The following is a 23,548-nucleotide window of genomic DNA, read 5'->3' on the forward strand; positions in this document are numbered from 1 at the left end:
ACGAAGGTCTCCAAAACCTTTGGTCTGGGTTCGAGTCCTGGTGCCCGTGCTAAAGCAAGAAAATATAGATGGCTAATTTTGCAGAATATATCAAAGAATCTTTTATTGAGTTAAAAGAAAAAGTAACTTGGCCTACTTGGTCTGAGTTGCAAAATAGTGCAATAATTACATTGGTTGCGGCTTTAATTATCGCGCTAATTATATTTGCAATGGATGAGTCTGCAGGTAATTTAATTAAATTAATCTACAAATCTTTCGCATAATTCTAGAAAAATGAGTGATCAGTTAAAATGGTATGTGGTTAGGGCTGTAAGTGGGAAAGAGAAGAAGGTTAAACAGTATATTGATGCTGAGATAAGTCGTCTAGAATTGAATCATTTGGTTCCTCAGGTATTAATTCCTATGGAAAAATACTATCAAATGAGAGATGGGAAGAAAATTGCTAAAGAAAGAAACTATTATCCTGGTTATGTTCTAGTTGAAGCAGCTTTAAATGCTGAGCTAGAATTGATCATTAAGAATTTGAATAGTGTAATTGGTTTTCTGGGTGATAAAGACGGTAATGCAGTTCCGCTTAGACCGGCCGAGGTTAATAGAATCTTAGGTAAAGTGGACGAAATGACCGAGCAGGGAGAGATGATGAACATTCCTTACTATGTTGGAGAGAATGTAAAAGTGATGGATGGTCCATTCAACGGTTTCTCCGGAGTCATCGAGGAAGTTAATGAAGAAAAGAAAAAGCTTAAGGTTATGGTGAAAATTTTTGGAAGAAAAACGCCTCTTGAGCTCAACTACATGCAAGTAGAAAAAGAATAGGTGAGAGATTTAAATCTCGAATCTAATGAAATTGGATATGAGCTCAACAAAAGAATGCTTCCACATTAATTAACGTTGAGAAATAAATAAATAGAACATGGCAAAAGAAGTCAGTGCGTTAATCAAATTACAGATTAAAGGAGGAGCGGCAAACCCTTCTCCACCAGTAGGACCTGCATTAGGTGCTAAGGGTGTTAACATCATGGAGTTCTGTAAACAATTCAACGCTCGTACTCAGGATAAACCTGGCAAGGTTCTTCCGGTTGTTATTACTGTTTATGCTGATAAATCATTTGATTTTATCATTAAGACTCCACCAGTTGCTATCCAGTTAATGGAAGTTACTAAAATTAAAAGTGGATCTGCGGAGCCTAACCGTAAAAAGGTTGCAAACGTTACTTGGGAACAGGTAGAGGAAATTGCAAAAGATAAAATGCCAGATTTAAATGCGTTTACAGTAGAGTCAGCTATGAGAATGGTTGCAGGTACTGCTCGCAGTATGGGTATTAACGTTACAGGAAACGCTCCCTGGAACAATTAATTAAAAAATTAAGTTTAAGATAGTGGCTAGATTAACAAAAAATCAAAAAACAGCTCTTTCCAAACTTGACGCTGGTAAAGCTTATTCTTTAAAAGATGCAGCTGCCCTGGTAAAGGATATTACTACAACTAAATTTGATGCATCAGTAGATATTGATGTACGTTTAGGAGTAGATCCGCGTAAAGCAAATCAAATGGTTCGTGGTATCGCAACTTTGCCTCATGGTACCGGTAAAACAGTACGTGTGTTAGCCTTAGTAACTCCTGATAAAGAAGAAGAAGCTAAAGCAGCTGGTGCTGATTATGTTGGGTTAGATGAGTATATTGCTAAGATTGAGGGTGGTTGGACAGATGTCGACATCATTATTACTACACCTAGCTGTATGGCTAAAGTTGGTAAGTTGGGTCGTGTATTGGGTCCAAGAAACTTGATGCCAAATCCTAAATCAGGAACTGTAACTCCAAATGTTGGACAAGCGGTAACAGACGTTAAGGGTGGTAAAATCGACTTTAAAGTAGATAAGACCGGTATCGTTCATTGCTCAATTGGTAAAGTATCTTTCGCTGCTGATAAGATTTATGAGAATGCTTTGGAGGTACTTCAAACAATTTCTAAGTTAAAACCTTCAGCTGCAAAAGGAACATATTTCAAGAGTATTCATATCTCTTCTACTATGTCTCCTGGAATCGAAATTGAAACTAAATCAGTAGCGGGAATATAATATTATGAGAAAAGAAGAAAAACACGAAGTTGTTTCTGCTTTAGCTGAACAAATGAAAGAATTCGGTAATTTCTATATTACTGATACTTCTGATTTAACAGTAGCAAAAATCAATAATATTCGCCGCAAATGTTTTGAGAATAACATCGGAATTCAGGTTGTAAAAAACACTTTAATCAAGAAAGCATTAGAGCAACTTGATGGAGATGTAGCTCCTTTATTCGATGTTCTTAAAGGTTCATCTTCAGTGATGTTTTCTACTACCGGCAATGCGCCTGCAAAGCTTATTAAGGCTTTAAGAAAAGAAGGTGATAAACCAGTATTGAAAGCAGCATATATTGATTCTACTGCATTCATCGGTGATAACCAGCTAGATGCTCTTGTTAATCTTAAATCAAGAGAAGAGCTTATTGCTGATATCGTTGCATTGCTTCAGTCTCCGGCTAAGAATGTTATTTCTGGCCTCCAGTCTGGCGGAAACAAATTGGCAGGAATTGTCAAAACTTTACAAGAAAGAGGTTAATCCGGAAACCTGTAATATTCGGAATAAATTATTATTAGTAAATTTTAAATTAAAATATAATGGCAGATTTAAAAGCGTTTGCTGAACAATTGGTAAACTTAACAGTTAAAGAAGTTAACGAATTAGCTCAAATCTTAAAAGACGAGTATGGTATTGAGCCTGCTGCTGCTGCAGTTGCTGTAGCTGCTCCAGCTGCTGGTGAAGGTGCTGCTGCTGCTGAAGAGAAAACTTCTTTTGACGTAATCTTAAAAGATGCTGGTGGTCAGAAATTAGCAGTAGTTAAATTAGTTAAGGATTTAACTGGTTTAGGATTGAAAGAAGCTAAAGATCTAGTTGATGGTGCACCTAAGGAATTAAAAGCTGGTGTAGCTAAAGACGAAGCTGAAGCTCTTAAAAAACAATTAGAAGAAGCAGGAGCTGTTGTTGAGATTAAATAATCTCCAACACCTCAAAAATACAGCCTTAGACTCCACCCATTTGGGTATGGAGTCTTAGGCTTTTGGTGTATACACCTTTCATTACCGTTAGAACAACGATAATCGAATTTTCAGTTTTTAAACTAAAATTTTAGACCCTTGGCAAACAAAAGCAATCAAAGGATAAATTTTGCCCAAAGCAAACATGTAATTGATTATCCTGATTTTCTGGATGTACAAATCCAATCGTTCAAGGAATTCTTTCAGTTAGAAACAACTTCAGATAATCGTCACACAGAAGGATTATTTAAAGTATTCGCTGAAAACTTCCCAATCTCTGATTCAAGAAACATCTTTGTTTTAGAATTTTTAGATTATTTTATAGATCCACCCAGATACGACATTCAAGAGTGTATTGAGCGTGGGTTGACTTATAGTGTTCCTTTAAAAGCTAAGTTACGTTTATCTTGTAACGATGAGGAACATGAAGATTTTGAAACAATTGTTCAGGATGTTTATTTAGGTACTATACCTTATATGACACCTAAAGGAACTTTTGTTATCAATGGAGCTGAACGTGTTATTGTTTCTCAATTGCACCGTTCTCCTGGTGTGTTCTTTGGCGTAAGCAGACACACTAATGGAACGAAACTTTATTCAGCCCGTGTAATTCCTTTCAAAGGATCTTGGATTGAGTTTGCTACTGACGTTAATAACGTGATGTATGCTTATATCGATCGTAAGAAAAAATTCCCTGTTACTACTTTATTAAGAGCTATCGGTTATGATGCTGATAAAGATATTTTAGAGATCTTTGATCTTGCTGATGAAGTAAAAGTTAGCAAATCTGGTCTTAAGAAATATGTTGGCCGTAAACTGGCTGCAAGGGTTCTTAAGAAATGGGTAGAGGATTTCGTAGACGAAGATACAGGTGAGGTAGTTTCTATTGACAGGAACGAAATTATCCTTGAAAGAGAGACAATCTTAGAAGACGAGCATATTGATATGATTGTTGATGCTGGTGTTAAAACTTTGATTTTATCAAAAGAAGATAGCAACAGCGGAGATTATACTATCATTTATAATACTTTGCAGAAAGATACGTCTAACTCTGCAAAAGAAGCGGTTGAGCATATTTACCGTCAATTACGTAACGCAGAACCACCTGATGAAGAAACAGCGAGAGGTATTATCGACAGATTATTCTTCTCTGACAAGCGTTACGATTTAGGTGATGTTGGTCGTTACAGAATCAACAGAAAATTACAGCTAGATACTCCTGATGAAACGAAAGTTTTAACTAAGGAAGATATCATTGCGATTGTTAAGTACCTGATCAAGTTAATCAACTCTAAAGAAGAGGTAGATGATATTGACCACTTATCCAATCGTCGTGTTCGTACTGTAGGGGAGCAATTATATGCTCAGTTTGGAGTAGGTCTTTCCCGTATGGCAAGAACTATACGTGAGCGTATGAATATCCGTGATAACGAGGTGTTCACTCCGACTGATTTGATTAATGCCCGTACATTATCATCAGTTATCAATTCTTTCTTTGGAACTAATCAGTTATCTCAGTTCATGGATCAAACAAATCCGTTAGCAGAAATAACACACAAACGTCGTTTGTCTGCATTAGGTCCAGGTGGTTTATCAAGAGAGAGAGCCGGTTTCGAAGTTCGTGACGTTCACTATACGCACTACGGTCGTTTATGTACCATTGAAACGCCAGAGGGTCCAAACATTGGTTTGATTTCTTCTCTTTGTGTACATGCTAAAATCAATAATTTAGGTTTTATTGAAACACCTTACCGTAGAGTTGTTGAAGGTAAAGTTGCAGTTGACGAGCCAGTTATTTATTTAAGTGCCGAGGATGAAGATGCGAAAACTATCGCACAGGCGAATGCTCAGTACGACAATAAAGGTAATTTTGCAGACGAAAAGGTGAAAGCCAGATATGAGGGTGACTTCCCGGTAATTGAGCCAGAGAAATTAGACTATATGGACGTTTCTCCAAATCAAATTACTTCTATTGCGGCATCATTAATTCCTTTCTTAGAGCATGATGATGCGAATAGGGCATTGATGGGATCTAACATGCAACGTCAGGCTGTGCCTTTATTAAGACCAGACGCGCCAATTGTAGGTACAGGTTTAGAAGGACGTGTAGCGTCTGATTCCCGTACTTTAATTAATGCAGAAGGAAATGGAGTTGTTGAGTATATAGATGCCAATCAGATCACAATTAAATACGATAGAAACGACGACGAAGAGCTGGTTTCCTTTGATGGTGAATCTAAAACATATAACTTAATTAAATTTAAGAAAACTAACCAAAGTACCTGTATTAACTTAAAACCTATTGTAAGAAAAGGTGAAAGAGTTGTTAAAGGTCAGGTTCTTTGTGAAGGTTACGCTACAGAAAACGGAGAGTTAGCATTAGGAAGAAACCTGAAAGTTGCGTTCATGCCTTGGCAAGGATACAACTTCGAGGATGCGATCGTAATTTCTGAGCGTGTAGTATCTCAGGATATTTTCACTTCGGTACATATCGAGGAATTCGAATTAGAAGTACGTGATACTAAACGTGGTGAAGAGGAATTGACACCAGATATTCCTAACGTTTCTGAAGAGGCTACTAAAGACCTTGACGAAAACGGAATTATCAGAATTGGTGCAGAAGTAAAAGAAGGTGATATCTTAATTGGTAAGATTACTCCAAAAGGAGAGTCTGATCCTTCACCGGAAGAGAAGCTATTAAGAGCAATCTTTGGTGATAAGGCTGGTGATGTAAAAGATGCTTCTTTAAAAACTCCTCCGTCAATCAGTGGTGTTGTTATTGATACCAAGTTATTCTCAAGAGCTAAGAAAACTTCTAAAGCAGAAGAGAAATCTCAGTTAGATAAACTGGATGCAAGACACGAAAAGGCTGTAAGAGAGTTACGCGAAACTTTAGTTGACAAATTGTTCAACATTGTTAACGGAAAAACTTCTCAGGGCGTTTACAATATCTATAAAGAATTATTAATAGCTAAAGGTGTTAAATTCACTCAGAAGTTATTAATGGAACTTGACTATAACCACATCAATCCTACAAAATGGACTACAGATGAGGATAAAAACGAGTTGATTAAGGCCTTACTTCATAATTATGGTATTAAAATCAATGAAGAGTTAGGTGCTTATAGAAGAGATAAATTCGCTATCAGCGTAGGTGACGAACTTCCATCAGGTATTGTACAGATGGCTAAAGTTTACGTAGCTAAGAAACGTAAACTAAGAGTAGGAGATAAAATGGCGGGACGTCACGGTAACAAAGGTATCGTAGCGCGTATCGTTCGTGATGAGGATATGCCTTTCTTAGCAGATGGAACACCTGTAGATATCGTATTAAATCCGCTAGGGGTGCCATCTCGTATGAACCTTGGACAGATTTACGAAACTATCTTAGGATGGGCTGGTAAAGAATTGGGATTGAAGTTTGCTACTCCAATTTTCGATGGTGCTTCTCAGGAAGAGGTAGAAGATTACATCCAAAAAGCAGGTATTCCAGAATCAGGAAGAACGTATTTACATGACGGATTAACTGGCGAGCGTTTTGATCAACCTACTACTGTTGGTATCATTTACATGTTGAAATTAGGGCACATGGTTGACGATAAAATGCATGCTCGTTCTATCGGTCCTTATTCATTGATTACTCAGCAACCTCTTGGTGGTAAAGCTCAATTCGGTGGTCAGCGCTTTGGTGAGATGGAGGTTTGGGCATTAGAAGCATTCGGTGCGGCTAATATCCTTCAGGAAATCTTAACCGTTAAGTCTGACGATGTTGTAGGTAGAGCTAAAACATACGAGGCTATTGTAAAAGGTGAAAACCTTCCAACTCCTGGTGTTCCGGAATCATTCAATGTATTGGTTCATGAATTGAGAGGATTGGGATTAGATATAACATTAGATTAATAAAGCACAAAGCCAATGGCTTAAAGCGTAAAGCTTTAAGCTTTTAGCTTTGGGCTTTTAGCTTAAAAAAATATGTCTTACAAAAAGGATAATAAAATAAAAAGTAATTTCACCTCAATTACTATCAGTTTATCTTCTCCGGAAGCTATTCTGGAAAGATCAAGTGGTGAGGTACTGAAACCAGAAACAATCAATTACAGGACATATAAACCAGAGAGAGATGGTTTATTCTGTGAGCGTATTTTTGGTCCGGTAAAAGATTACGAATGTCACTGTGGTAAATACAAAAGAATCCGTTATAAAGGAATCGTTTGTGACCGCTGTGGTGTAGAGGTAACAGAAAAGAAAGTACGTCGTGAGCGTATGGGACATATCAACCTGGTTGTTCCTGTGGCGCACATCTGGTATTTCAGATCATTACCAAATAAAATTGGATACCTTTTAGGTCTTCCTACCAAGAAATTGGATTTGATTATCTACTACGAACGTTATGTAGTTATTCAACCAGGTCTTATGGAAGAGCAAGGAATTCAATATATGGATTTCTTAACTGAAGAGGAATACCTGGACGTTTTAGATAAATTACCTAAAGAGAACCAATATTTAGATGACAAAGATCCTCAGAAATTTGTTGCTAAAATGGGAGCTGAAGCTTTAGAGGACTTATTAAGACGTTTAGACTTAGATCAGTTATCTTATGATTTACGTCATCAGGCCGCTAATGAAACTTCTCAGCAACGTAAAAACGAAGCTTTAAAACGCTTACAAGTTGTAGAAGCATTCCGCGGTTCTAAAACAAGAATAGAGAATAATCCGGAGTGGATGATTGTTAAAATCGTTCCTGTTATTCCACCAGAGTTACGTCCATTAGTGCCTTTAGAAGGTGGACGTTTCGCTACTTCAGATTTGAATGATCTTTACCGTCGTGTAATTATTCGTAATAATCGTTTAAAAAGGTTAATGGAGATTAAAGCTCCTGAAGTTATCTTACGTAACGAGAAACGTATGTTACAAGAAGCGGTTGACTCTTTATTCGACAATTCGAGAAAAGTTAATGCCGTTAAAACCGAAGGTAACAGAGCGTTAAAATCTTTATCAGATATCTTAAAAGGTAAACAAGGACGTTTCCGTCAGAACTTATTAGGTAAGCGTGTTGACTATTCTGGTCGTTCGGTTATCGTTGTAGGTCCTACATTAAAACTTCACGAATGTGGTTTACCTAAGGATATGGCAGCTGAATTGTTTAAACCATTCATCATTCGTAAAATGATTGAAAGAGGTGTGGTTAAAACAGTGAAATCTGCAAAGAAAATTGTTGATAGAAAAGACCCGCTAGTATGGGATATTCTGGAGAATGTGTTAAAAGGACATCCGGTTCTTCTGAACAGGGCTCCTACACTTCACCGTTTGGGTATCCAGGCTTTCCAACCGAAATTAGTTGAAGGTAAAGCTATCCAGTTACATCCGTTAGTGTGTACAGCGTTCAACGCCGACTTTGACGGTGACCAGATGGCTGTTCACGTACCACTTGGTAACGCGGCAATTCTGGAAGCTCAAATTTTAATGTTGGCGGCGCATAATATCCTAAACCCTGCAAATGGTACTCCGGTAACCGTTCCTTCTCAGGACATGGTTCTTGGTCTTTATTATATGACCAAAGGACGTAAGACGGATGAATCCAGAGTGGTAAAAGGTGAAGGCTCTACTTTCTATTCGGCAGAAGAGGTGATTATTGCTTATAATGAAAAGCAGGTTGATCTTCATGCTTTTATTAAAGTAAGAACAAACGTTAAAGAAAAAGATGGTTCTATCGTTAACAAAATGATCGAAACTACCGTTGGACGTGTACTTTTCAATGAAGTTGTTCCGGAAGAAGTAGGTTTCATTAACGAATTGTTAACTAAGAAATCTTTAAGAGATATCATTGGTTATGTTGTGAAAGAAACTGGTATGGCTAGAGCTGCACAGTTCCTTGACGATATTAAAACAATGGGATTCCAATCGGCTTTCAAAGGAGGTTTGTCTTTCAACCTGAAAGATGTTAACATTCCGGTAGAGAAGCATGCGCTATTAGAACAAGCTCGTCAGGAAGTTGATGAGGTAATGACTAACTATAATATGGGTTTCATTACCAATAACGAGCGTTACAACCAGATTATCGATATTTGGACACGTATCAACAACAGATTGACCAGCCACGTTATGACCCAATTGTCTAATGACAATCAAGGATTCAACTCGGTTTACATGATGTTGGATTCTGGAGCCCGTGGTTCTAAGGAGCAGATTCGTCAGTTAGCAGGTATGAGGGGATTGATGGCGAAACCTCAGAAATCAGGTTCTGGTGGTGAAATTATCGAAAACCCTATCTTATCTAACTTCAAAGAAGGTTTATCAGTATTAGAATACTTCATTTCTACCCACGGTGCCCGTAAAGGTCTTGCGGATACGGCGTTAAAAACTGCGGATGCAGGTTATTTAACTCGTCGTTTGCATGACGTTGCGCAAGACATGGTGGTAAAAAATCAGGATTGTGGTACATTAAGAGGTATTTTCACAACGGCGCTGAAAGACAATGAAGATATTGTTGAACCGTTGTATGAAAGAATTTTAGGACGTACTTCTTTGCATGATGTTTATCATCCGATAACTAATGAGTTATTGGTAGCTGCTAATCAGGATATTACAGAAGAGGTTGCTAAAACAATCGAAGAGTCTCCATTAGAAGGTATCGAAATTCGTTCTGTATTAACTTGTGAGGCATCTAAAGGGGTTTGTGCTTTATGTTATGGCCGTAACCTGGCTTCTGGTAAACGTGTTCAGTTAGGTGAAGCTGTAGGTGTTATTGCAGCACAGTCTATTGGTGAGCCGGGTACACAGTTAACGCTTCGTACATTCCACGTCGGTGGTACTGCTTCTAACATTGCTGCTGAATCTCAGATTACAGCGAAGTTTGATGGTATTATTGAGTTTGAAAATATCAGATCAGTTGAATACCAAACAGAAGAAGGAAAAGTTGATGTTGTATTAGGACGTTCTGGCGAGTTTAAGATCATTGATCCGAACACAAACAGAGTGATTATGACTAATAATATTCCTTACGGTTCTTATCTGTTCGTAAAAGAAGGAGATAAAGTATCTAAAGGGGATAAAATTTGTTCATGGGATCCATATAACGCGGTAATTATTTCTGAGTTCTCTGGTAAAGTTGTTTATGAATCTATCATTGAAGGTGTGACTTTCCGTGAGGAATCTGATGAACAAACAGGACACAGAGAGAAAGTAATTATTGATACAAGAGATAAAACTAAAAACCCTGTTGTTAAAATTGCTGATAAAAAAGGTGGTTCTGTAAGAGAATATAACATTCCGGTAGGAGCGCATGTTATTGTCTCTGAAGGGGAAGAAGTGGTAATGGGTGAAATCTTAGCTAAGATTCCTCGTACTACTGGAAAAACCCGAGATATTACAGGTGGTTTACCTCGTGTAACAGAGTTATTTGAAGCTAGAAACCCTTCTAATCCTGCTGTTGTAACAGAGATTGATGGTGTTGTAACATTAGGTGGTATTAAACGTGGTAACCGCGAGGTAACTATTGAATCCAGAGATGGTCAGGTTAAGAAATATCTTGTACCTCTAGCTAAACATATTCTGGTTCAGGACAATGACTTTATTAAAGCTGGTATGCCATTATCTGATGGTGCTATCTCTCCAAGTGATATTCTGGCTATTAAAGGTCCTGCAGCCGTACAAGAGTATCTAGTAAATGGTATTCAAGAGGTTTACCGTCTGCAGGGTGTGAAAATTAACGATAAACATTTCGAAACTATTGTTCACCAAATGATGCAGAAGGTAATGATTGATGATGCTGGTGATACTAAATTCTTAGAAAAAGAAGCTGTTGACAGATTCGATTTCTCTATCGAAAACGATAGTATCTTTGATAAGATGGTAGTTGAAGATCCGGGAGATTCAAATGCGTTGAAACCAGGACAAATTATTTCTGTAAGAAGATTACGTGATGAGAATTCTCAGCTGAAACGTAAAGACCTGAAACTGGTTACTGCAAGAGAGGCTCGTCCTGCAACTGCAAGCCCAATGCTTCAAGGTATTACAAGAGCGTCTCTGGGAACTAAATCGTTTATATCTGCAGCTTCCTTCCAGGAAACTACAAAAGTATTGAACGAGGCAGCTATCGCAGGTAAACGTGATGATTTGTTAGGATTGAAAGAAAACGTAATTGTTGGACACTTAATTCCATCAGGTACTGGTTTAAGAGACTACGAAAGAATTATTGTAGGCTCTCAGGAAGAGTACGACAAATTGATGGCTTCTAAAGAAGAGGTTGACGCTTAGTCAATACTTTGAAATATAGAAACTTATAGCCCGCTTAGTAATAAGCGGGTTTTTTTATGTTTGAAATCTTTAAAAAAATTTGGCGAACATAGGAATATTCCTTAAAATTGCACCACCAAAAACAAGGGTAGTACATTAAAAGCCTCCTTAGCTCAGCTGGTAGAGCAACTGACTTGTAATCAGTAGGTCATTGGTTCGATTCCGATAGGAGGCTCTTTTCCTTTCTCAAATACTCATTGTAATCTTTTTAATTTTATAAAAACGTTTATCTTCGTGTCTTGGTTATTTAAGAAATATAGTATTCGATATGGAAGAGAAGAACGAAAATCAAATCAATATAGAATTATCAGAAGAAATTGCTGAAGGTATTTATTCAAATCTGGCTATTATTACCCATTCTAATTCCGAATTTGTTGTTGACTTTATACGCATGATGCCTGGAGTTCCGAAAGCAAAAGTAAAGAGCAGAATTATTTTAACTCCGGAACATGCCAAAAGGCTTTTAGGGGCTTTGCAAGACAATATAAATAAGTTTGAAATGGTAAATGGTGTAATCAGAGATGGGGCTGATAATGGAGCGGAATTGCCGTTTACTTTTGGAGGGCCAACGGCACAGGCATAGTGTCAATGAAGAGTTTTTAATTTTTAATGAAAGAGTATTAAAAGTTTGGCTGAACTAAAAATATAAGGAAGACATTGTCTCATATTCGATATATGAAATAATGTCTTCCTTTTGGTTTGGCTCAAACCATTTAATTCCTTCCACCTTTTTAAACCATGTAATTTGCCTTTTGGCGTAACGTCTGGAGTTTTGTTTAACGAGTTCGACGGCTCTTTCCAGATTGATGTTTCCGTTTAGATAGTCGAATATTTCCGTATAGCCTACCGTATTCAGGCTATTAAGATTTTGGTAAGGAATAAGAGATTTTACCTCGTCTATTAAACCTTGTTCTATCATTATATCAACACGCTGGTTGATTCTATCATAAAGCTTCTCACGATCCATATTTAATCCAATAAGAACTATTTTAAAAGCTCTTTTTCTTTTAATTCCGGTCCTAAATGAAGAGAAGGGTTTACCGGAAGAATAAAAAACTTCTAAAGCCCTGATGACTCTTTGAGGATTATTAACATCTGCAGTTTGATAATATTCCGGATCTATTTTTTCTAATTCTTGCTGAAGAGGCGAAATACCTTGTTCTTTCAGTTTTTTATTTAACGTATTACGTACGGTTATATCTATTTCAGGAAGCTCATCAAAGCCATTAATTACAGCATTTACATAAAGGCCCGAACCACCAACCATTACAGCATAATCGTGTTCGCTGAAAATATGATTTAATGTTTCCAGCGCTTGTTTTTCGTAATGTCCAACGCTGAAATCCTGGGTTATCGAATGAGAATTAATAAAATGGTGTTTTACTGCCAATAATTCTTCTTCTGAAGGTTTTGCTGTTCCAATTGTTGTTTCTCTGAAGAATTGCCTGCTATCTGCAGAAATAATTTCCGTCTTATAGTGTTTTGCAATTTCAATTCCTATGTTGGTCTTGCCTACTGCTGTTGGTCCAACTATAATGATTAAGGTCTTCGGCATATATCTTTAGAGTTTTATTGAATAGCAATTAAATGAAAAAATCCGGAATATCCCGGATTTCTTATTTAGTCGTCATAATCATTTGATTCGTAATTTTCGTTGTCCGAAAATTCGTCGGAGAATTCATCGCTTTCCTCATCTTCTTCTTCCTCCTCATCTTCTCTGGCATTTAAGGAATTCAATTCATCTTCATCGGCAATAAGAATGTCGTCATCTTCAACATAATCTTCATCTTCATCGCCTGTAACTTCATTAGGATTACCCAATATATTAGAAAAAATCTTAGGTGCTTCGCCAATAGATTTCACTACTACAGGATATTCTTTAGTATCGTTCTCCAGGATTTTTACCAATTGGATATGAAAATCGAACGGCCTGTCAAAATTATAGACGTAATAAAATTTCTGGTGAGGATCATCTATAAACGCACTCAGCTTAGAGCTTTCCATTAAGGCTACTCCACGATCAATTTTTCTTTGATTTGGTAAATATGCAATCTCCTCATTTTTTATCCATTGGTCGTTGCTTGCATAAAAGGAAGACGACTTTTCAGGATCATAACCAATAGATTTATGGATTGCATCGTGAAGATCTTTAAAAGTCTGACTGGATTTGATGTCTATTTCTCTAATTATATCATCATAATCCTCAAAACTTACTCTGAATCTATAAATTGCCATGTCGCAAAAATAAATTTTATTTGAATATATTTAGTTTATTTGTTGTTCAAAATTAAGACCAATTTCTTCGCCAACAGTTTTCATAAGTGCCAAAGCCTCTGTTCTGTCGTTTTTTATATCACCTTCTAGAATTGCTTCTCTGATTCGATTTTTAATGACCCCAACTTCAGGTCCGGCCTTGATGTTAAAAGCTTTAATGATATCGTCTCCAGTAACAGGTGGCTGCCAGTTGCGAATTTTGTCCTTCTCTTCTACATCTTTCAGCTTTTGTTTTACCAGTTCGAAATTGTTTCGATATTTCTTTATTTTATATTCATTTTTCGTAGTAATGTCCGCTTGGCAAAGCAGCATTAAATCGTCTATATCATCTCCGGATTCAAACAGAAGCCTTCTGACGGCAGAGTCTGTAACGATGTCCTGGGCTAAAACAATTGGACGCAGATGTAACAGTACCAATTTTTGGACGTATTTCATCTTTTCATTAAGAGGCAGTTTTAGTTCTGCGAAAATTTTAGGTACCATTCTGGCACCTTTATCTTCATGTCCATGAAATGTCCAGCCGTGTCCTCTTTCGAATCGTTTGGTCGCAGGCTTGGCAATATCATGAAGTATAGCAGCCCATCTTAACCATAAATCACCAGAATTTTTGGAAAGATTGTCTAAGACTTGTAATGTATGGTAGAAATTATCTTTATGGCCTTTTCCTTCTATATAATCTACTCCATACAGATTAGCTAATTGCGGAAAAATGATGTGCAATAACCCGGTATCAAAAAGGTAATTAAAGCCTATAGAAGGTTTTTTTGATAGGATAATCTTATTCAGTTCGTCAGTAATTCTTTCTTTCGAAACTATTTTTATGCGATCTTTATTAAGAACAATGGCATCTATAGCACTTTGATGGATTTTAAAGTTCAGTTGAGTAGCAAAGCGAACAGCCCTCATCATACGCAAAGGGTCGTCAGAGAAAGTTTCGGTTGCCTCCAGCGGTGTAATAATTAATTTATCCTGAAGATCATTAAGGCCATTAAATGGATCAATTAGTTGCCCATAATTGGCTTTTGAAAGCGAGATCGCCATAGCATTTATGGTAAAATCTCTTCTTTTCTGATCGTCCTCCAAAGAACCATCTTCGACTATTGGTTTTCTGGAGTTTGATCTGTAAGATTCTTTTCTTGCACCAACAAATTCTATTTCAAGATCCTGATAACGCAACATAGCTGTTCCGAAATTTTTAAAGACGGAAACATTCGTGTTTAGTTTTTTGCCTATTTCCAAAGCGAAACCAGGACCATTTCCGATAACCAGAATATCTACATCTTTAGAAGGTCTTTTTAAAAATATATCGCGTACAAAACCGCCAATAACATAGGTTTCTATGCCTAACTTTGTACTTAGTTCCGAAATTATGTTAAAAACGGGGTGTTTAAGGTATTCTTTCATTTTAAAATCCTTTTGTTCTTTCACAAAAGGGATGATTGTCACGGTACAAAAATCGTAAATTATTTTCTGATAAAGGCAAATTTACCGTCAGGTTCCAATTTTATAATTGTCGAAGGTTTTTTTTCCTCGTGGTCATCCTGTTCCAGATTAACAATATAATCTACTCCATCTTTTATTTCCTGCGCTACAAATGAAAAATTTTTAGGAGAGGGTTGCCCGCTGATGTTTGCTGAAGTGGAGACAATGGGTTTTCTGAATCTCTGGATAAGTTCTTTACAAAATTCATGAGATGTAATTCTTATTCCAATACTTCCATCTTCATTAATAACGTTTGGAGCCAGATTTTTAGCGTTGGAAAATACAATGGTCATGGGATTTTCTGCATATTCGATCAGATCATAAGCTACATCCGGGATGTCATTTGCATAGCTGGCCAATTTATTATCTGAGTCCAGTAAGATAATTAAGCTTTTCGCTTCTGCTCTTTGTTTGAGCGCAAATACTTTTGCTACAGCTTCTGCATTGGTTGCATCGCATCCAATTCCCCAAATCGTATCTGTGGGATATAATATCAAGCCTCCACTTTTTAAAACGTCTAAGGCTTTATTGATTTCATCTCTGAACATTTCTTAATGCTTTTTGGTAAACATTCATCAAATTTCGAGCAATATTTTCTTCGTTGAATTGATGAGTATATTCTAAACCTTTTTCAACCATATTTTTACGAATAGACTCTGATTGAATAATGGTATTAATGTGCTTGGCAAGTTCTTCTTCGTTATCGGGAGAGGTATACATACTATCTGGTCCTCCTGCTTCTTCCAAACAAGACCCAGTTGCTCCTATAGTTGGAATTCCACTGGAGATGGCTTCTAATATGGGAATGCCAAATCCCTCAAATCTGGATGGGTATACAAAGATTTTTGCCAATTGATATATTACAGGGAGATCCAGAAATGGGACGTTTTCCAGGAATATTATTCTATCTGTAAGTTTATTGTTATCGGCAAAACTCGTTAATTCTGCTTTGTAAGCGGTAGGTTTACCAACCAGTATCAGTTTAATGTGTTTTGGAAGGTGTTTTAATGCTTTTAAAATAAGTAATTGGTTTTTTCTTTGTTCAATAGTACCTACGCATAGTAAAAACTCATCAGGTAACTGGTACTTTTGCTTTATTATTTCCAATTCCTTTCCTGTTGAGCGAATAGAAAATATAGGGTCACAGCCTTGATATACAATGTCGATTTTATCTGGGCTGATGTTAAAAAAGTGAATAATATCTCTTTTGGTCTGCTCGCTTATAGCAATAATTCTATCTGCATTGATACAGGCTTTTCTGAATTTATATTTGTAAATATTTCTGTCTATAGATTTGAAATAATGGGGGTACCGTATAAAAATCAGATCGTGAATAGTTACTACCGAGGGAATTCCGGATTTCCGGATATTTAAAGGTAATTCACCACTTAATCCGTGAAAGATATCGATTTTATCTTCTGCTAAATTTTTGTTGACTTGCAATATTCTCCAAATAGCTTTCAATGCTTTTATTGGAGCAGTTCTGATAAAAATATTTTCTGTCTTTAGATTGAGACTACTATTTAGTGTACCTTTTATATCCGGTGTGTAGAGAAAGTATTGGTTTGCCGGATAATTTTCGGACAATACTTTTACGACAGCCCGACTATAGTTGCCTAAGCCTGTAAAATTTCTGAAAACTCTTTTAGCTTCGAATCCAATTCTCAAAAGACTAAGATTTACGGTTTGCGATTATAGATTTGATAGTCTAACCGCAAAGAACACAAAGTTCATTAGTTATTAGTTCTTTGAGTAACTATTACACCAGGTTTCGAACTAAAAAAACTTTGTGTTCCGAAGGAATCCCTTCGGAACTCTTTATATCCTTTGCGGTTATGATATATTATTAGATAGCAACGTTGTGCTCTCTTAAAGCATCGTTTAAAGAAGTCTTTTTATCTGTAGACTCTTTTCTTTGTCCGATAATTAGCGCACAAGGAACCTGATATTCACCTGCAGGGAATTTTTTGGTATAACTTCCAGGTATAACCACAGAGCGTTCCGGAACATACATTTTGTGTTCTACTGGTTCTGGACCAGAAACATCAATAATTTTTGTAGAAGCGGTTAAGACAACGTTTGCACCAAGAACAGCTTCTTTTCCAACTCTTACACCTTCTACAACAATAGCTCTGGAACCAATGAAACAATCGTCTTCTATAATAACAGGAGCAGCTTGTACAGGCTCTAAAACGCCACCAATACCAACGCCACCGCTTAAGTGTACTCTTTTACCAATTTGAGCACAAGAACCAACTGTGGCCCAGGTGTCTACCATGGTACCTTCGTCTACATAAGCACCGATGTTAACGTAAGAAGGCATCATGATTACTCCGCTTGCTAAAAAAGCACCGTATCTGGCTATACCATGAGGAACAACTCTCACTCCTTTTTCTTTATAGTCGGTTTTTAATTTCATTTTATCATGAAATACAAAAGGACCCACCTCTATTTTTTCCATTTCGCGGATAGGGAAATAGAGAATAACGGCCTTTTTAACCCAATCGTTAACAGCCCATCCGCCTAAGATAGGCTCAGCAGTTCTTAATTCTCCACGATCTAAAAGTTCGATAACAGTTTCAACAGAATCACGGTACTCTTTGAAATTTAATAGATTTCTATCTTCCCATGCTTCTTCAATAGCTTTTTTTAATCCGGCAATCATATTAAAAATTTTTGTTGCAAATTAAGGGATTTTTAACGAATTATGGGAACTTTGGGTAATTATGGCAGAGAAATTAAGAATAGATAAGTATTTATGGTCCATTCGGGTATTCAAAACCAGAACTTTGGCAACGGAGGCATGCAAAGCAGGTCGGGTAAAAAAAGCTGGCGTGAATTTAAAGCCGAGTTATGAGATTAAGATAGGAGATGAGTACCAGGTTTCTAAAGGGATAGAAAAGAAAGTAATTCGGGTTATAGATTTACTGCATAATAGGGTAGATGCAAAAAAGGCAGTTTTATATTACGAAGATATTACGCCAGAGGAAGATACTTACAGATTTAAATCGGTATTTCATGCTCCGGTATTGGTTAGAGATAGGGGAACAGGTAGGCCAACAAAGAAAGACAGGAGAGAGATTGATAATTTGCAACAATCTGACTCTTTTTGGGACGATGAAGACTAAATATCATCTATGTTTAACTTGCGCTTCCATTCTTCAAAGCTAACTAAGGCTTCCTGGTGCATAAAATGCTGTGTGTTTAAACTTCTTTTGCCTGGATTGAGTGCAATTTCTTTATAGAGAAATGTATCGTCGAAACCTGCTGCAGAGGCATCTTCTTTTGTGGCAGCATAATACAGCTTATCTATTTTGGCCCAATAAATTGCGCTTAAACACATAGGACAGGGTTCACAGCTGGCGTAAATTTCACAACCTTCAAGTGTCACGCTTTTTAATTCATTGCAAGCTAATCTAATTGCTGCAACTTCTGCATGAGCTGTAGGGTCATAAGTTTCGAAGACAGTATTGCCCGTTGCGGCTATTACTTTTCCATTTTTTACAATAACAGCTCCAAAGGGGCCACCTTTTCCGGTTTTAACATTCTCGCTGGCTTTTTCAATAGCCATATTCATGAATTTTATTTGTTCTTTATCGGACATACTTATCTAAATTAAAAGCTAATAGGCAAAAGAGGTATACGATAATCTTCTTAATATTCTAATAAAAAAGCCTGAAGGTTTGGGATAGCTTTTTTGTTATATACATTTACTAAAACAGCTTGTACAATCAACTGTTTAATTACAGGTGGAATAATGATATGGACAAACAACCTACAAAAAAGACAAACGATCATTTAGCTAATGAACGTACATTTCTAGCTTGGGTAAGGACAAGTATCGGTATTATGGGACTAGGCTTTGTTGTGGTGAAATTTTCTATGTTTATTAAGCAGCTAACACTAATGCTAGGCGGAAATTTACATCATACCCAACATAGCTACTCCTCTTTAATAGGGATTATTTTAGTCGCTTTGGGAGCTCTAACCGCTTTAATGTCCTTCCTGAATTATAAGAAAATTGAGCAACAAATTGATCAGGAGAACTATTTTAGCACTAATCCAATGATTACAATTATAACCTGTGGGATTATAATCATAAGCATCCTCCTAGTTTGGTATTTAATTGATAGTATATAGTCTCCTTTGAAACCTCTAAAACGGATAGCCGATAGCTAAATTAAATACCAGATTATCTCGCCTCCACGTTTTAGAGCCAAAATCTATCTGGTTGATTACCCAACGCTCTCCTTTTGGTAAATATGGTTTTCTGACAGGCATCGCCAAATCGCCTCTTAAAATCAAAAATGATAAGTCTAAACGGATGCCCGCCCCAACACCCACCGCCATTTCACTTAAAAAGTCTTTAGAAAATTGTCCTCCGGATCGGTTGTTATTTCGGTTTTTCAACCATATATTACCCGCATCAACAAATAAAGCTCCTTCTACGATAGAGACCAGCTTGGTTCTGATTTCGGAGTTCAGTTCCAATTTTATATCTCCGGAATAATCCGGTACAAACGTATTTTCTAAATTTGGGTCTCTAAAACTCCCCGGACCAATAGACCTTGCTCTAAATGCCCTGATACTATTTGTACCCCCCGAAAAAAACTGCTTAATATAAGGCAGTTCTCGCGAGTTCCCATAGGGCAAGCCAAATCCAACGTAAATTCTGTTTGCCCACCTATTTTTGGAATTTAAGCGCAGGTAATATCTAAAATCATGTTCCATTTTCAAATATTCACTATAAGGAACACCAAAGATTTCGGCACTGTCTCTTTTAGAAAATAATCCAACAATAGTAGCGGATAGATCCAGCCCCCCTTTATAGTAGAAGGTATGCGTTTTATTGACTAAACTCGTATTGGTAAATGTAAAAGAATAGCTTGGCCCAAAAATAAGCTGCTTCTCAATTACTCTTTTTAAAGATGGAAGTTGTTCTATTCTTTCCCAATATTCAGGTGTTACATTAGAGGAGTTTACATAAGTAATTTCTGTTACCTTTAACTCGTGTTCCTTATAAAGGTTTTCTTTCCATAAGTAACCAAATGAGCCCTTAAATGTTTGTAAGGTATATAGTTTGATTCTCCTTTGGTTCTCATAACCTAAATTAATCTGGGTTTTTGGGATGAAAGCGCTGGAAGAATTAAGTTTAAAGGGAGTGATAAATCTTGGAAAAACCAATTTTCCATCTAAACCATATCTATAAACATTATAACCTTTATCTTTTCCTGCAATTTGCACCTCAAAACCGCCAAATGCACTTATAGTTAACTGTTCTGCACCTTTCAGTGTGTTTCTATTTAACCAGTTTAAACTTAATTCTGTACCTCTGTAATTAGCAGAATTTGTTTTTCCCAGTAATTCTAATCGAATAGATTTTTTCTTATTTGGTGTTAGATAATAATATACATCCAGTTTATTTGATGCAGAATCTGTTTCCTGAAATTGGTTTTTCACGAATTTGAAAGTCCCTAGGCTTACTAATCGATTTAAAGAAAGATTGTGGTCTGTCCTGTTATATTTATCTCCTGGTTCGAAGAACATTGTCCGTTCAAAAACTTGCGGTTTTATAGTATTCCGTCTCTCAATAACTTTAAACCCCTTATACTCGGTTACATTGTTCCTGTTTCTGGACAGGGACATCCTATTGGCGGAATAACTTGGATAAATAAAAATATTATTGATGTAATACTCTTCTTTTGCTTTTGCAGGTGTTTGAGATTTAACTTCTAAAAACATATCCACCTGATGTGTTCCTACTGTACTATCTACCTTTATAATAATGTAATCCGGCGAAAAGTAATAAAAGCCATTTTCTTTTAATCTGGCATCAATCCTTTCTCTTTCGCCTTTAATAACATCCAGGTTATACGGATCTCCTTTTTTCAGTAAACTATTGTCGGAGTTATCTTTAATAAACTTTGCTATTTGAGAACTATCTTTTGGAAAGGTAATAGTTCTTATTTTATATTGAACGCCTGGTTTAGATACATAATGTGCTTTTACTCTTTTACGTCTACTCGTAGTATCTCCTTCTGTTTCTGCTCTGAAATATCCTAAATTTTCAACTCTGTTTTGTAATAAATCTATGTTATATTGAACATCAACTTTACTTGCCAGAACAGGCGGTTCGCCCACCTTAGTTCGCAGCCAATGCCTAAACCCCTTCTCTTTTTTTGGTTCTCCTGCTAAATTGTAAATTAATAACTTTGGTCTAAGTCCCAGAAAAGAAGAATTAGGTTTTGGCCTGACCAACGCTTCCAGATTCTCTTCAAGCGCCTTCCGCTCTTTTCTGTTTAAGCTGTCATCAATAACTTTTACATCAGCACCTATATAAAGTTTTTCACCTTTAGGCAGGTATTTAGTATTGCTGCAAGAAGCTACAAAAAATGCCAATAGCAACAAATTTATAATATGAGTTGTCTTAAATTTCGTCATAACCTATTCATTCGTTCTTGCTTCCTCTCTATTTCTTATCCTCATTCTTCTTCGCTCTCTGCTATTGTCAAAGATTTCTCTGAACTTGTTATAGTCCATAGTTAAGATAAAACCAATGCCCGTTTCTATTACCTGTCCCTGCAAAGCTACTTCATATTGATTTTTCCGGTAGGCCCTTAGCATATACCTGCCGTCTTTAGACAGTTTATAGTCTACCGCGATGTCTCCGGCAATGTTATTAGTTTCTCTGTTGGGTTGGTTATTTCCTTCCAGTCCAAAATTGCTACCTACAGTAACTTTTAATCTGTCGTCCAGAAATCGTTTGGAGACGCCAACATTTAAATCGGTTCGATTTTCTAAACTTCCGGTGCTATAATCTTCCGTAGATTCTAAATCAAAATTAAGCTCTACGCCTTCAATAAGATTTCCGGCCAGGTTATTCAACTGCTCTGAAAGTATTTTGCTTACACTTTGCCTAACCATAGACTCTACTCCGCCTCCTCCGGCATCATTAGCAAAAGGATTTTCACCTACAAATCTGTTTAATAACAAAAGTGCGAAAACCTGTTTATTCAACTCAGACGGTTGTTGCCTTAATTGGTCTAATTTGTTTTGCGAATTATTTACAATATCTGTTGATACGCTATAATTTCCATCCGGAAGCTGAATGTCAAAAGTTATCTCAGGCTTAAGTAGTTCGCCATCCATTTTTAATAATACCTGAAAAGGTATTTTTTGTTTGTAGGTATTTTTTATTGCTTCTGATTCTTCAACCAATTGGTCCTCCAGCAAATTTATTGGAGCAGTATTAGCGATATAAACTGCTGTAATATCAACTATTGCAGACATCGGTTCTCCTGTCCAGACTATAGAGCTCCCTTTTTGGATATCGAACTTTCTGTTGATGAAGTTAAATGTCATCTCGTAACTTCCTTCGTTAAGTTCGTATCTACCTGTCAAACTTACCTTACCGGAAGGATCTATACCTCCGCTCAACTGGGCATCTCCCTGTACACGAACGAAATCTCCGTTTCCCTTATCAATAATCATCGTTAATACCGCTTCTTTATCTACCTCTATATTTACTGAAACATCCATACCTGTAAGTTGTGTAGTCTGTAAAGTATCCGGAACTACAAAAACATTATTTAGATCTATATTATCCTGGTCAATAAACTCTACTATTCCCTCTCGTTCTGCCAGCCCCGGGTCCGATGTTGGCAGCACAATGGTAAATTCTGTACCTTTATTCACCTTCAAACTTCCGTCAACTATCGGACTTTCCATATCTCCTCTAATCCTTAAGCGAGTATTTATAAATAAATCGCCATAGAAGAGATCATTATCTTTTGCTGTAGAACCTACCACTTTAAAATTGTTGGTATTAACTGCCAGATCGAATTTAAAATCGGTATAGGTTTTAGTAAGGACTTTTCCGTCAATAGTAATCGCATTATTAGTAGAATCTGTCAATTTAAACCTGTTGAATGCTACTCCTTCATTGTTAAATTCTATTCTATCATTAAGAGATTTAAAATAAGTATTGGTTTTGGTGAGTCTAAACGCACCATCATTAAACTTCAGTTCTCCCAAAACTTTAGGTGCTGATGTTTTTCCGGTTATATCAAAATTGCCGGATAAATAACCACTTGCACCGCTCATGTTTCCAAAAGAGAAACCTTGTATACTAGCTAAATTCAGCCTTTGAATAACCAGATTCATATCCATAGATTCGCTGGCAGTTGAATAAGTACCGTTTAAATTCACCTGGTTCCCCTGACCTGTTATTGAAACATCTGCCGCAAATGTATTAGCCTGCCTGTTATCTACTTTTACATCTATATTGCCTAAAGTGTCTCCTCTGAGATTAAAATTAGAAATATGGGCATCTGATGTAAATACCATATCGGACGTTAAGTTGGTAAGCAATACATTTCCATCAATAACTCCGCCTATCTTCAAAGAATCCTGATCTACTA

The 23,548-nt window shown here is 36.7% G+C and carries 20 protein-coding genes and 1 tRNA gene; 12 read left to right on the forward strand and 9 right to left on the reverse strand.

Annotated features, from left to right (window positions below; translation table 11 throughout):
* Positions 1-68: 68 nt before the first annotated feature.
* The 10 genes from secE (at position 69) to ABWO41_RS03625 (ending at position 11,955) form a co-directional block, all read left to right on the forward strand.
* Positions 69-263, forward strand: a complete 195-nt coding sequence (secE, locus tag ABWO41_RS03580) for a preprotein translocase subunit SecE (RefSeq protein ID WP_353133557.1) — start codon at positions 69-71, stop codon at positions 261-263.
* Between the two features lie 10 nt (positions 264-273).
* Entirely contained in the window at positions 274-816 is a 543-nt protein-coding gene (nusG, locus tag ABWO41_RS03585; RefSeq protein ID WP_353133560.1) for a transcription termination/antitermination protein NusG, read from the forward strand.
* Positions 817-913: 97 nt separating this feature from the next.
* The gene (gene rplK, locus ABWO41_RS03590; protein ID WP_353133563.1) at positions 914-1,357 is read left to right on the forward strand and encodes a 50S ribosomal protein L11; all 444 of its coding nucleotides are present in this window, start codon (positions 914-916) and stop codon (positions 1,355-1,357) included.
* Between the two features lie 22 nt (positions 1,358-1,379).
* Positions 1,380-2,078 (forward strand): 50S ribosomal protein L1, encoded by a 699-nt coding sequence (gene rplA, locus ABWO41_RS03595; RefSeq protein WP_353133566.1) that lies wholly within the window; start codon positions 1,380-1,382, stop codon positions 2,076-2,078.
* Positions 2,079-2,082: 4 nt separating this feature from the next.
* Positions 2,083-2,601, forward strand: a complete 519-nt coding sequence (gene rplJ / locus ABWO41_RS03600) for a 50S ribosomal protein L10 (RefSeq protein WP_353133569.1) — start codon at positions 2,083-2,085, stop codon at positions 2,599-2,601.
* 59 nt (positions 2,602-2,660) lie between these two features.
* Positions 2,661-3,038 carry a 50S ribosomal protein L7/L12 gene (gene rplL, locus ABWO41_RS03605; protein WP_353133572.1) on the forward strand — a complete coding sequence of 126 codons (378 nt, stop codon included), beginning with the start codon at positions 2,661-2,663 and terminating at the stop codon, positions 3,036-3,038.
* A gap of 138 nt (positions 3,039-3,176) precedes the next feature.
* The gene (gene rpoB, locus ABWO41_RS03610; protein ID WP_353133575.1) at positions 3,177-6,977 is read left to right on the forward strand and encodes a DNA-directed RNA polymerase subunit beta; all 3,801 of its coding nucleotides are present in this window, start codon (positions 3,177-3,179) and stop codon (positions 6,975-6,977) included.
* A gap of 72 nt (positions 6,978-7,049) precedes the next feature.
* Positions 7,050-11,333, forward strand: a complete 4,284-nt coding sequence (gene rpoC, locus ABWO41_RS03615) for a DNA-directed RNA polymerase subunit beta' (protein WP_353133578.1) — start codon at positions 7,050-7,052, stop codon at positions 11,331-11,333.
* Positions 11,334-11,474: 141 nt separating this feature from the next.
* Positions 11,475-11,547, forward strand: a tRNA-Thr gene (locus ABWO41_RS03620).
* A 93-nt stretch (positions 11,548-11,640) separates the two neighbouring features.
* Positions 11,641-11,955 carry a DUF3467 domain-containing protein gene (locus tag ABWO41_RS03625; RefSeq protein ID WP_353133581.1) on the forward strand — a complete coding sequence of 105 codons (315 nt, stop codon included), beginning with the start codon at positions 11,641-11,643 and terminating at the stop codon, positions 11,953-11,955.
* Between the two features lie 54 nt (positions 11,956-12,009).
* Here ABWO41_RS03625 and miaA read toward each other — a convergent pair whose 3' ends face one another.
* The 6 genes from miaA to ABWO41_RS03655 form a co-directional block, all read right to left on the reverse strand.
* Positions 12,010-12,927 carry a tRNA (adenosine(37)-N6)-dimethylallyltransferase MiaA gene (gene miaA, locus ABWO41_RS03630; protein WP_353133584.1) on the reverse strand — a complete coding sequence of 306 codons (918 nt, stop codon included), beginning with the start codon at positions 12,925-12,927 and terminating at the stop codon, positions 12,010-12,012.
* Between the two features lie 65 nt (positions 12,928-12,992).
* Entirely contained in the window at positions 12,993-13,607 is a 615-nt protein-coding gene (locus ABWO41_RS03635) for an IS1096 element passenger TnpR family protein (RefSeq protein WP_353133587.1), read from the reverse strand.
* A gap of 30 nt (positions 13,608-13,637) precedes the next feature.
* A complete protein-coding gene (locus tag ABWO41_RS03640; RefSeq protein WP_353133590.1) occupies positions 13,638-15,050 on the reverse strand; it encodes a CCA tRNA nucleotidyltransferase in 1,413 nt (470 codons plus the stop codon).
* Positions 15,051-15,109: 59 nt separating this feature from the next.
* A complete protein-coding gene (locus ABWO41_RS03645; RefSeq protein ID WP_353133593.1) occupies positions 15,110-15,676 on the reverse strand; it encodes an L-threonylcarbamoyladenylate synthase in 567 nt (188 codons plus the stop codon).
* Positions 15,663-16,796 carry a glycosyltransferase family 4 protein gene (locus ABWO41_RS03650; protein WP_353133596.1) on the reverse strand — a complete coding sequence of 378 codons (1,134 nt, stop codon included), beginning with the start codon at positions 16,794-16,796 and terminating at the stop codon, positions 15,663-15,665. Before ABWO41_RS03650 ends, ABWO41_RS03645 begins: the two co-directional genes overlap by 14 nt.
* 178 nt (positions 16,797-16,974) lie before the next feature.
* Positions 16,975-17,793, reverse strand: coding sequence for a 2,3,4,5-tetrahydropyridine-2,6-dicarboxylate N-succinyltransferase (locus ABWO41_RS03655; protein ID WP_353133599.1), 819 nt, complete (start codon positions 17,791-17,793; stop codon positions 16,975-16,977).
* A gap of 61 nt (positions 17,794-17,854) precedes the next feature.
* Here ABWO41_RS03655 and ABWO41_RS03660 point away from each other — a divergent pair, with 61 nt between their 5' ends.
* A complete protein-coding gene (locus ABWO41_RS03660; RefSeq protein ID WP_353133602.1) occupies positions 17,855-18,256 on the forward strand; it encodes an RNA-binding S4 domain-containing protein in 402 nt (133 codons plus the stop codon).
* Here the strand turns inward: ABWO41_RS03660 and ABWO41_RS03665 are convergent.
* On the reverse strand, positions 18,253-18,732 hold the full coding sequence (locus tag ABWO41_RS03665; RefSeq protein ID WP_353133605.1) for a nucleoside deaminase: 480 nt from the start codon (positions 18,730-18,732) through the stop codon (positions 18,253-18,255). The two genes, ABWO41_RS03660 and ABWO41_RS03665, sit on opposite strands and share 4 nt — an antisense overlap.
* 119 nt (positions 18,733-18,851) lie before the next feature.
* Between ABWO41_RS03665 and ABWO41_RS03670 the strand changes: the two genes are divergently transcribed.
* Positions 18,852-19,268 carry a YidH family protein gene (locus ABWO41_RS03670; RefSeq protein WP_353133608.1) on the forward strand — a complete coding sequence of 139 codons (417 nt, stop codon included), beginning with the start codon at positions 18,852-18,854 and terminating at the stop codon, positions 19,266-19,268.
* A 15-nt stretch (positions 19,269-19,283) separates the two neighbouring features.
* Here ABWO41_RS03670 and tamL read toward each other — a convergent pair whose 3' ends face one another.
* Both tamL and ABWO41_RS03680 read right to left on the reverse strand, forming a co-directional pair.
* Positions 19,284-21,569: a translocation and assembly module lipoprotein TamL gene (gene tamL, locus ABWO41_RS03675; protein ID WP_353133611.1), complete on the reverse strand. Its 2,286-nt coding sequence runs from the start codon at positions 21,567-21,569 to the stop codon at positions 19,284-19,286.
* A gap of 3 nt (positions 21,570-21,572) precedes the next feature.
* The coding region (locus ABWO41_RS03680) for a translocation/assembly module TamB domain-containing protein (RefSeq protein ID WP_353133613.1) at positions 21,573-23,548 on the reverse strand (1,976 nt) is incomplete at its 5' end.

This window comes from Pseudopedobacter sp. (assembly GCF_040392825.1).
GTDB lineage: Bacteria > Bacteroidota > Bacteroidia > Sphingobacteriales > Sphingobacteriaceae > Pseudopedobacter.

What these genes read in the sequence shown, in the direction of transcription:
- secE (WP_353133557.1), top strand. Translation starts at nt 69, where the DNA reads ATGGCTAATTTTGCAGAATATATCAAAGAATCTTTTATTGAGTTAAAA.
- nusG (WP_353133560.1), top strand. Translation starts at nt 274, where the DNA reads ATGAGTGATCAGTTAAAATGGTATGTGGTTAGGGCTGTAAGTGGGAAA.
- rplK (WP_353133563.1), top strand. Translation starts at nt 914, where the DNA reads ATGGCAAAAGAAGTCAGTGCGTTAATCAAATTACAGATTAAAGGAGGA.
- rplJ (WP_353133569.1), top strand. Translation starts at nt 2,083, where the DNA reads ATGAGAAAAGAAGAAAAACACGAAGTTGTTTCTGCTTTAGCTGAACAA.
- rplL (WP_353133572.1), top strand. Translation starts at nt 2,661, where the DNA reads ATGGCAGATTTAAAAGCGTTTGCTGAACAATTGGTAAACTTAACAGTT.
- rpoC (WP_353133578.1), top strand. Translation starts at nt 7,050, where the DNA reads ATGTCTTACAAAAAGGATAATAAAATAAAAAGTAATTTCACCTCAATT.
- ABWO41_RS03625 (WP_353133581.1), top strand. Translation starts at nt 11,641, where the DNA reads ATGGAAGAGAAGAACGAAAATCAAATCAATATAGAATTATCAGAAGAA.
- miaA (WP_353133584.1), bottom strand. Translation starts at nt 12,927, where the DNA reads ATGCCGAAGACCTTAATCATTATAGTTGGACCAACAGCAGTAGGCAAG.
- ABWO41_RS03635 (WP_353133587.1), bottom strand. Translation starts at nt 13,607, where the DNA reads ATGGCAATTTATAGATTCAGAGTAAGTTTTGAGGATTATGATGATATA.
- ABWO41_RS03640 (WP_353133590.1), bottom strand. Translation starts at nt 15,050, where the DNA reads ATGAAAGAATACCTTAAACACCCCGTTTTTAACATAATTTCGGAACTA.
- ABWO41_RS03645 (WP_353133593.1), bottom strand. Translation starts at nt 15,676, where the DNA reads ATGTTCAGAGATGAAATCAATAAAGCCTTAGACGTTTTAAAAAGTGGA.
- ABWO41_RS03655 (WP_353133599.1), bottom strand. Translation starts at nt 17,793, where the DNA reads ATGATTGCCGGATTAAAAAAAGCTATTGAAGAAGCATGGGAAGATAGA.
- ABWO41_RS03660 (WP_353133602.1), top strand. Translation starts at nt 17,855, where the DNA reads ATGGCAGAGAAATTAAGAATAGATAAGTATTTATGGTCCATTCGGGTA.
- ABWO41_RS03665 (WP_353133605.1), bottom strand. Translation starts at nt 18,732, where the DNA reads ATGTCCGATAAAGAACAAATAAAATTCATGAATATGGCTATTGAAAAA.
- tamL (WP_353133611.1), bottom strand. Translation starts at nt 21,569, where the DNA reads ATGACGAAATTTAAGACAACTCATATTATAAATTTGTTGCTATTGGCA.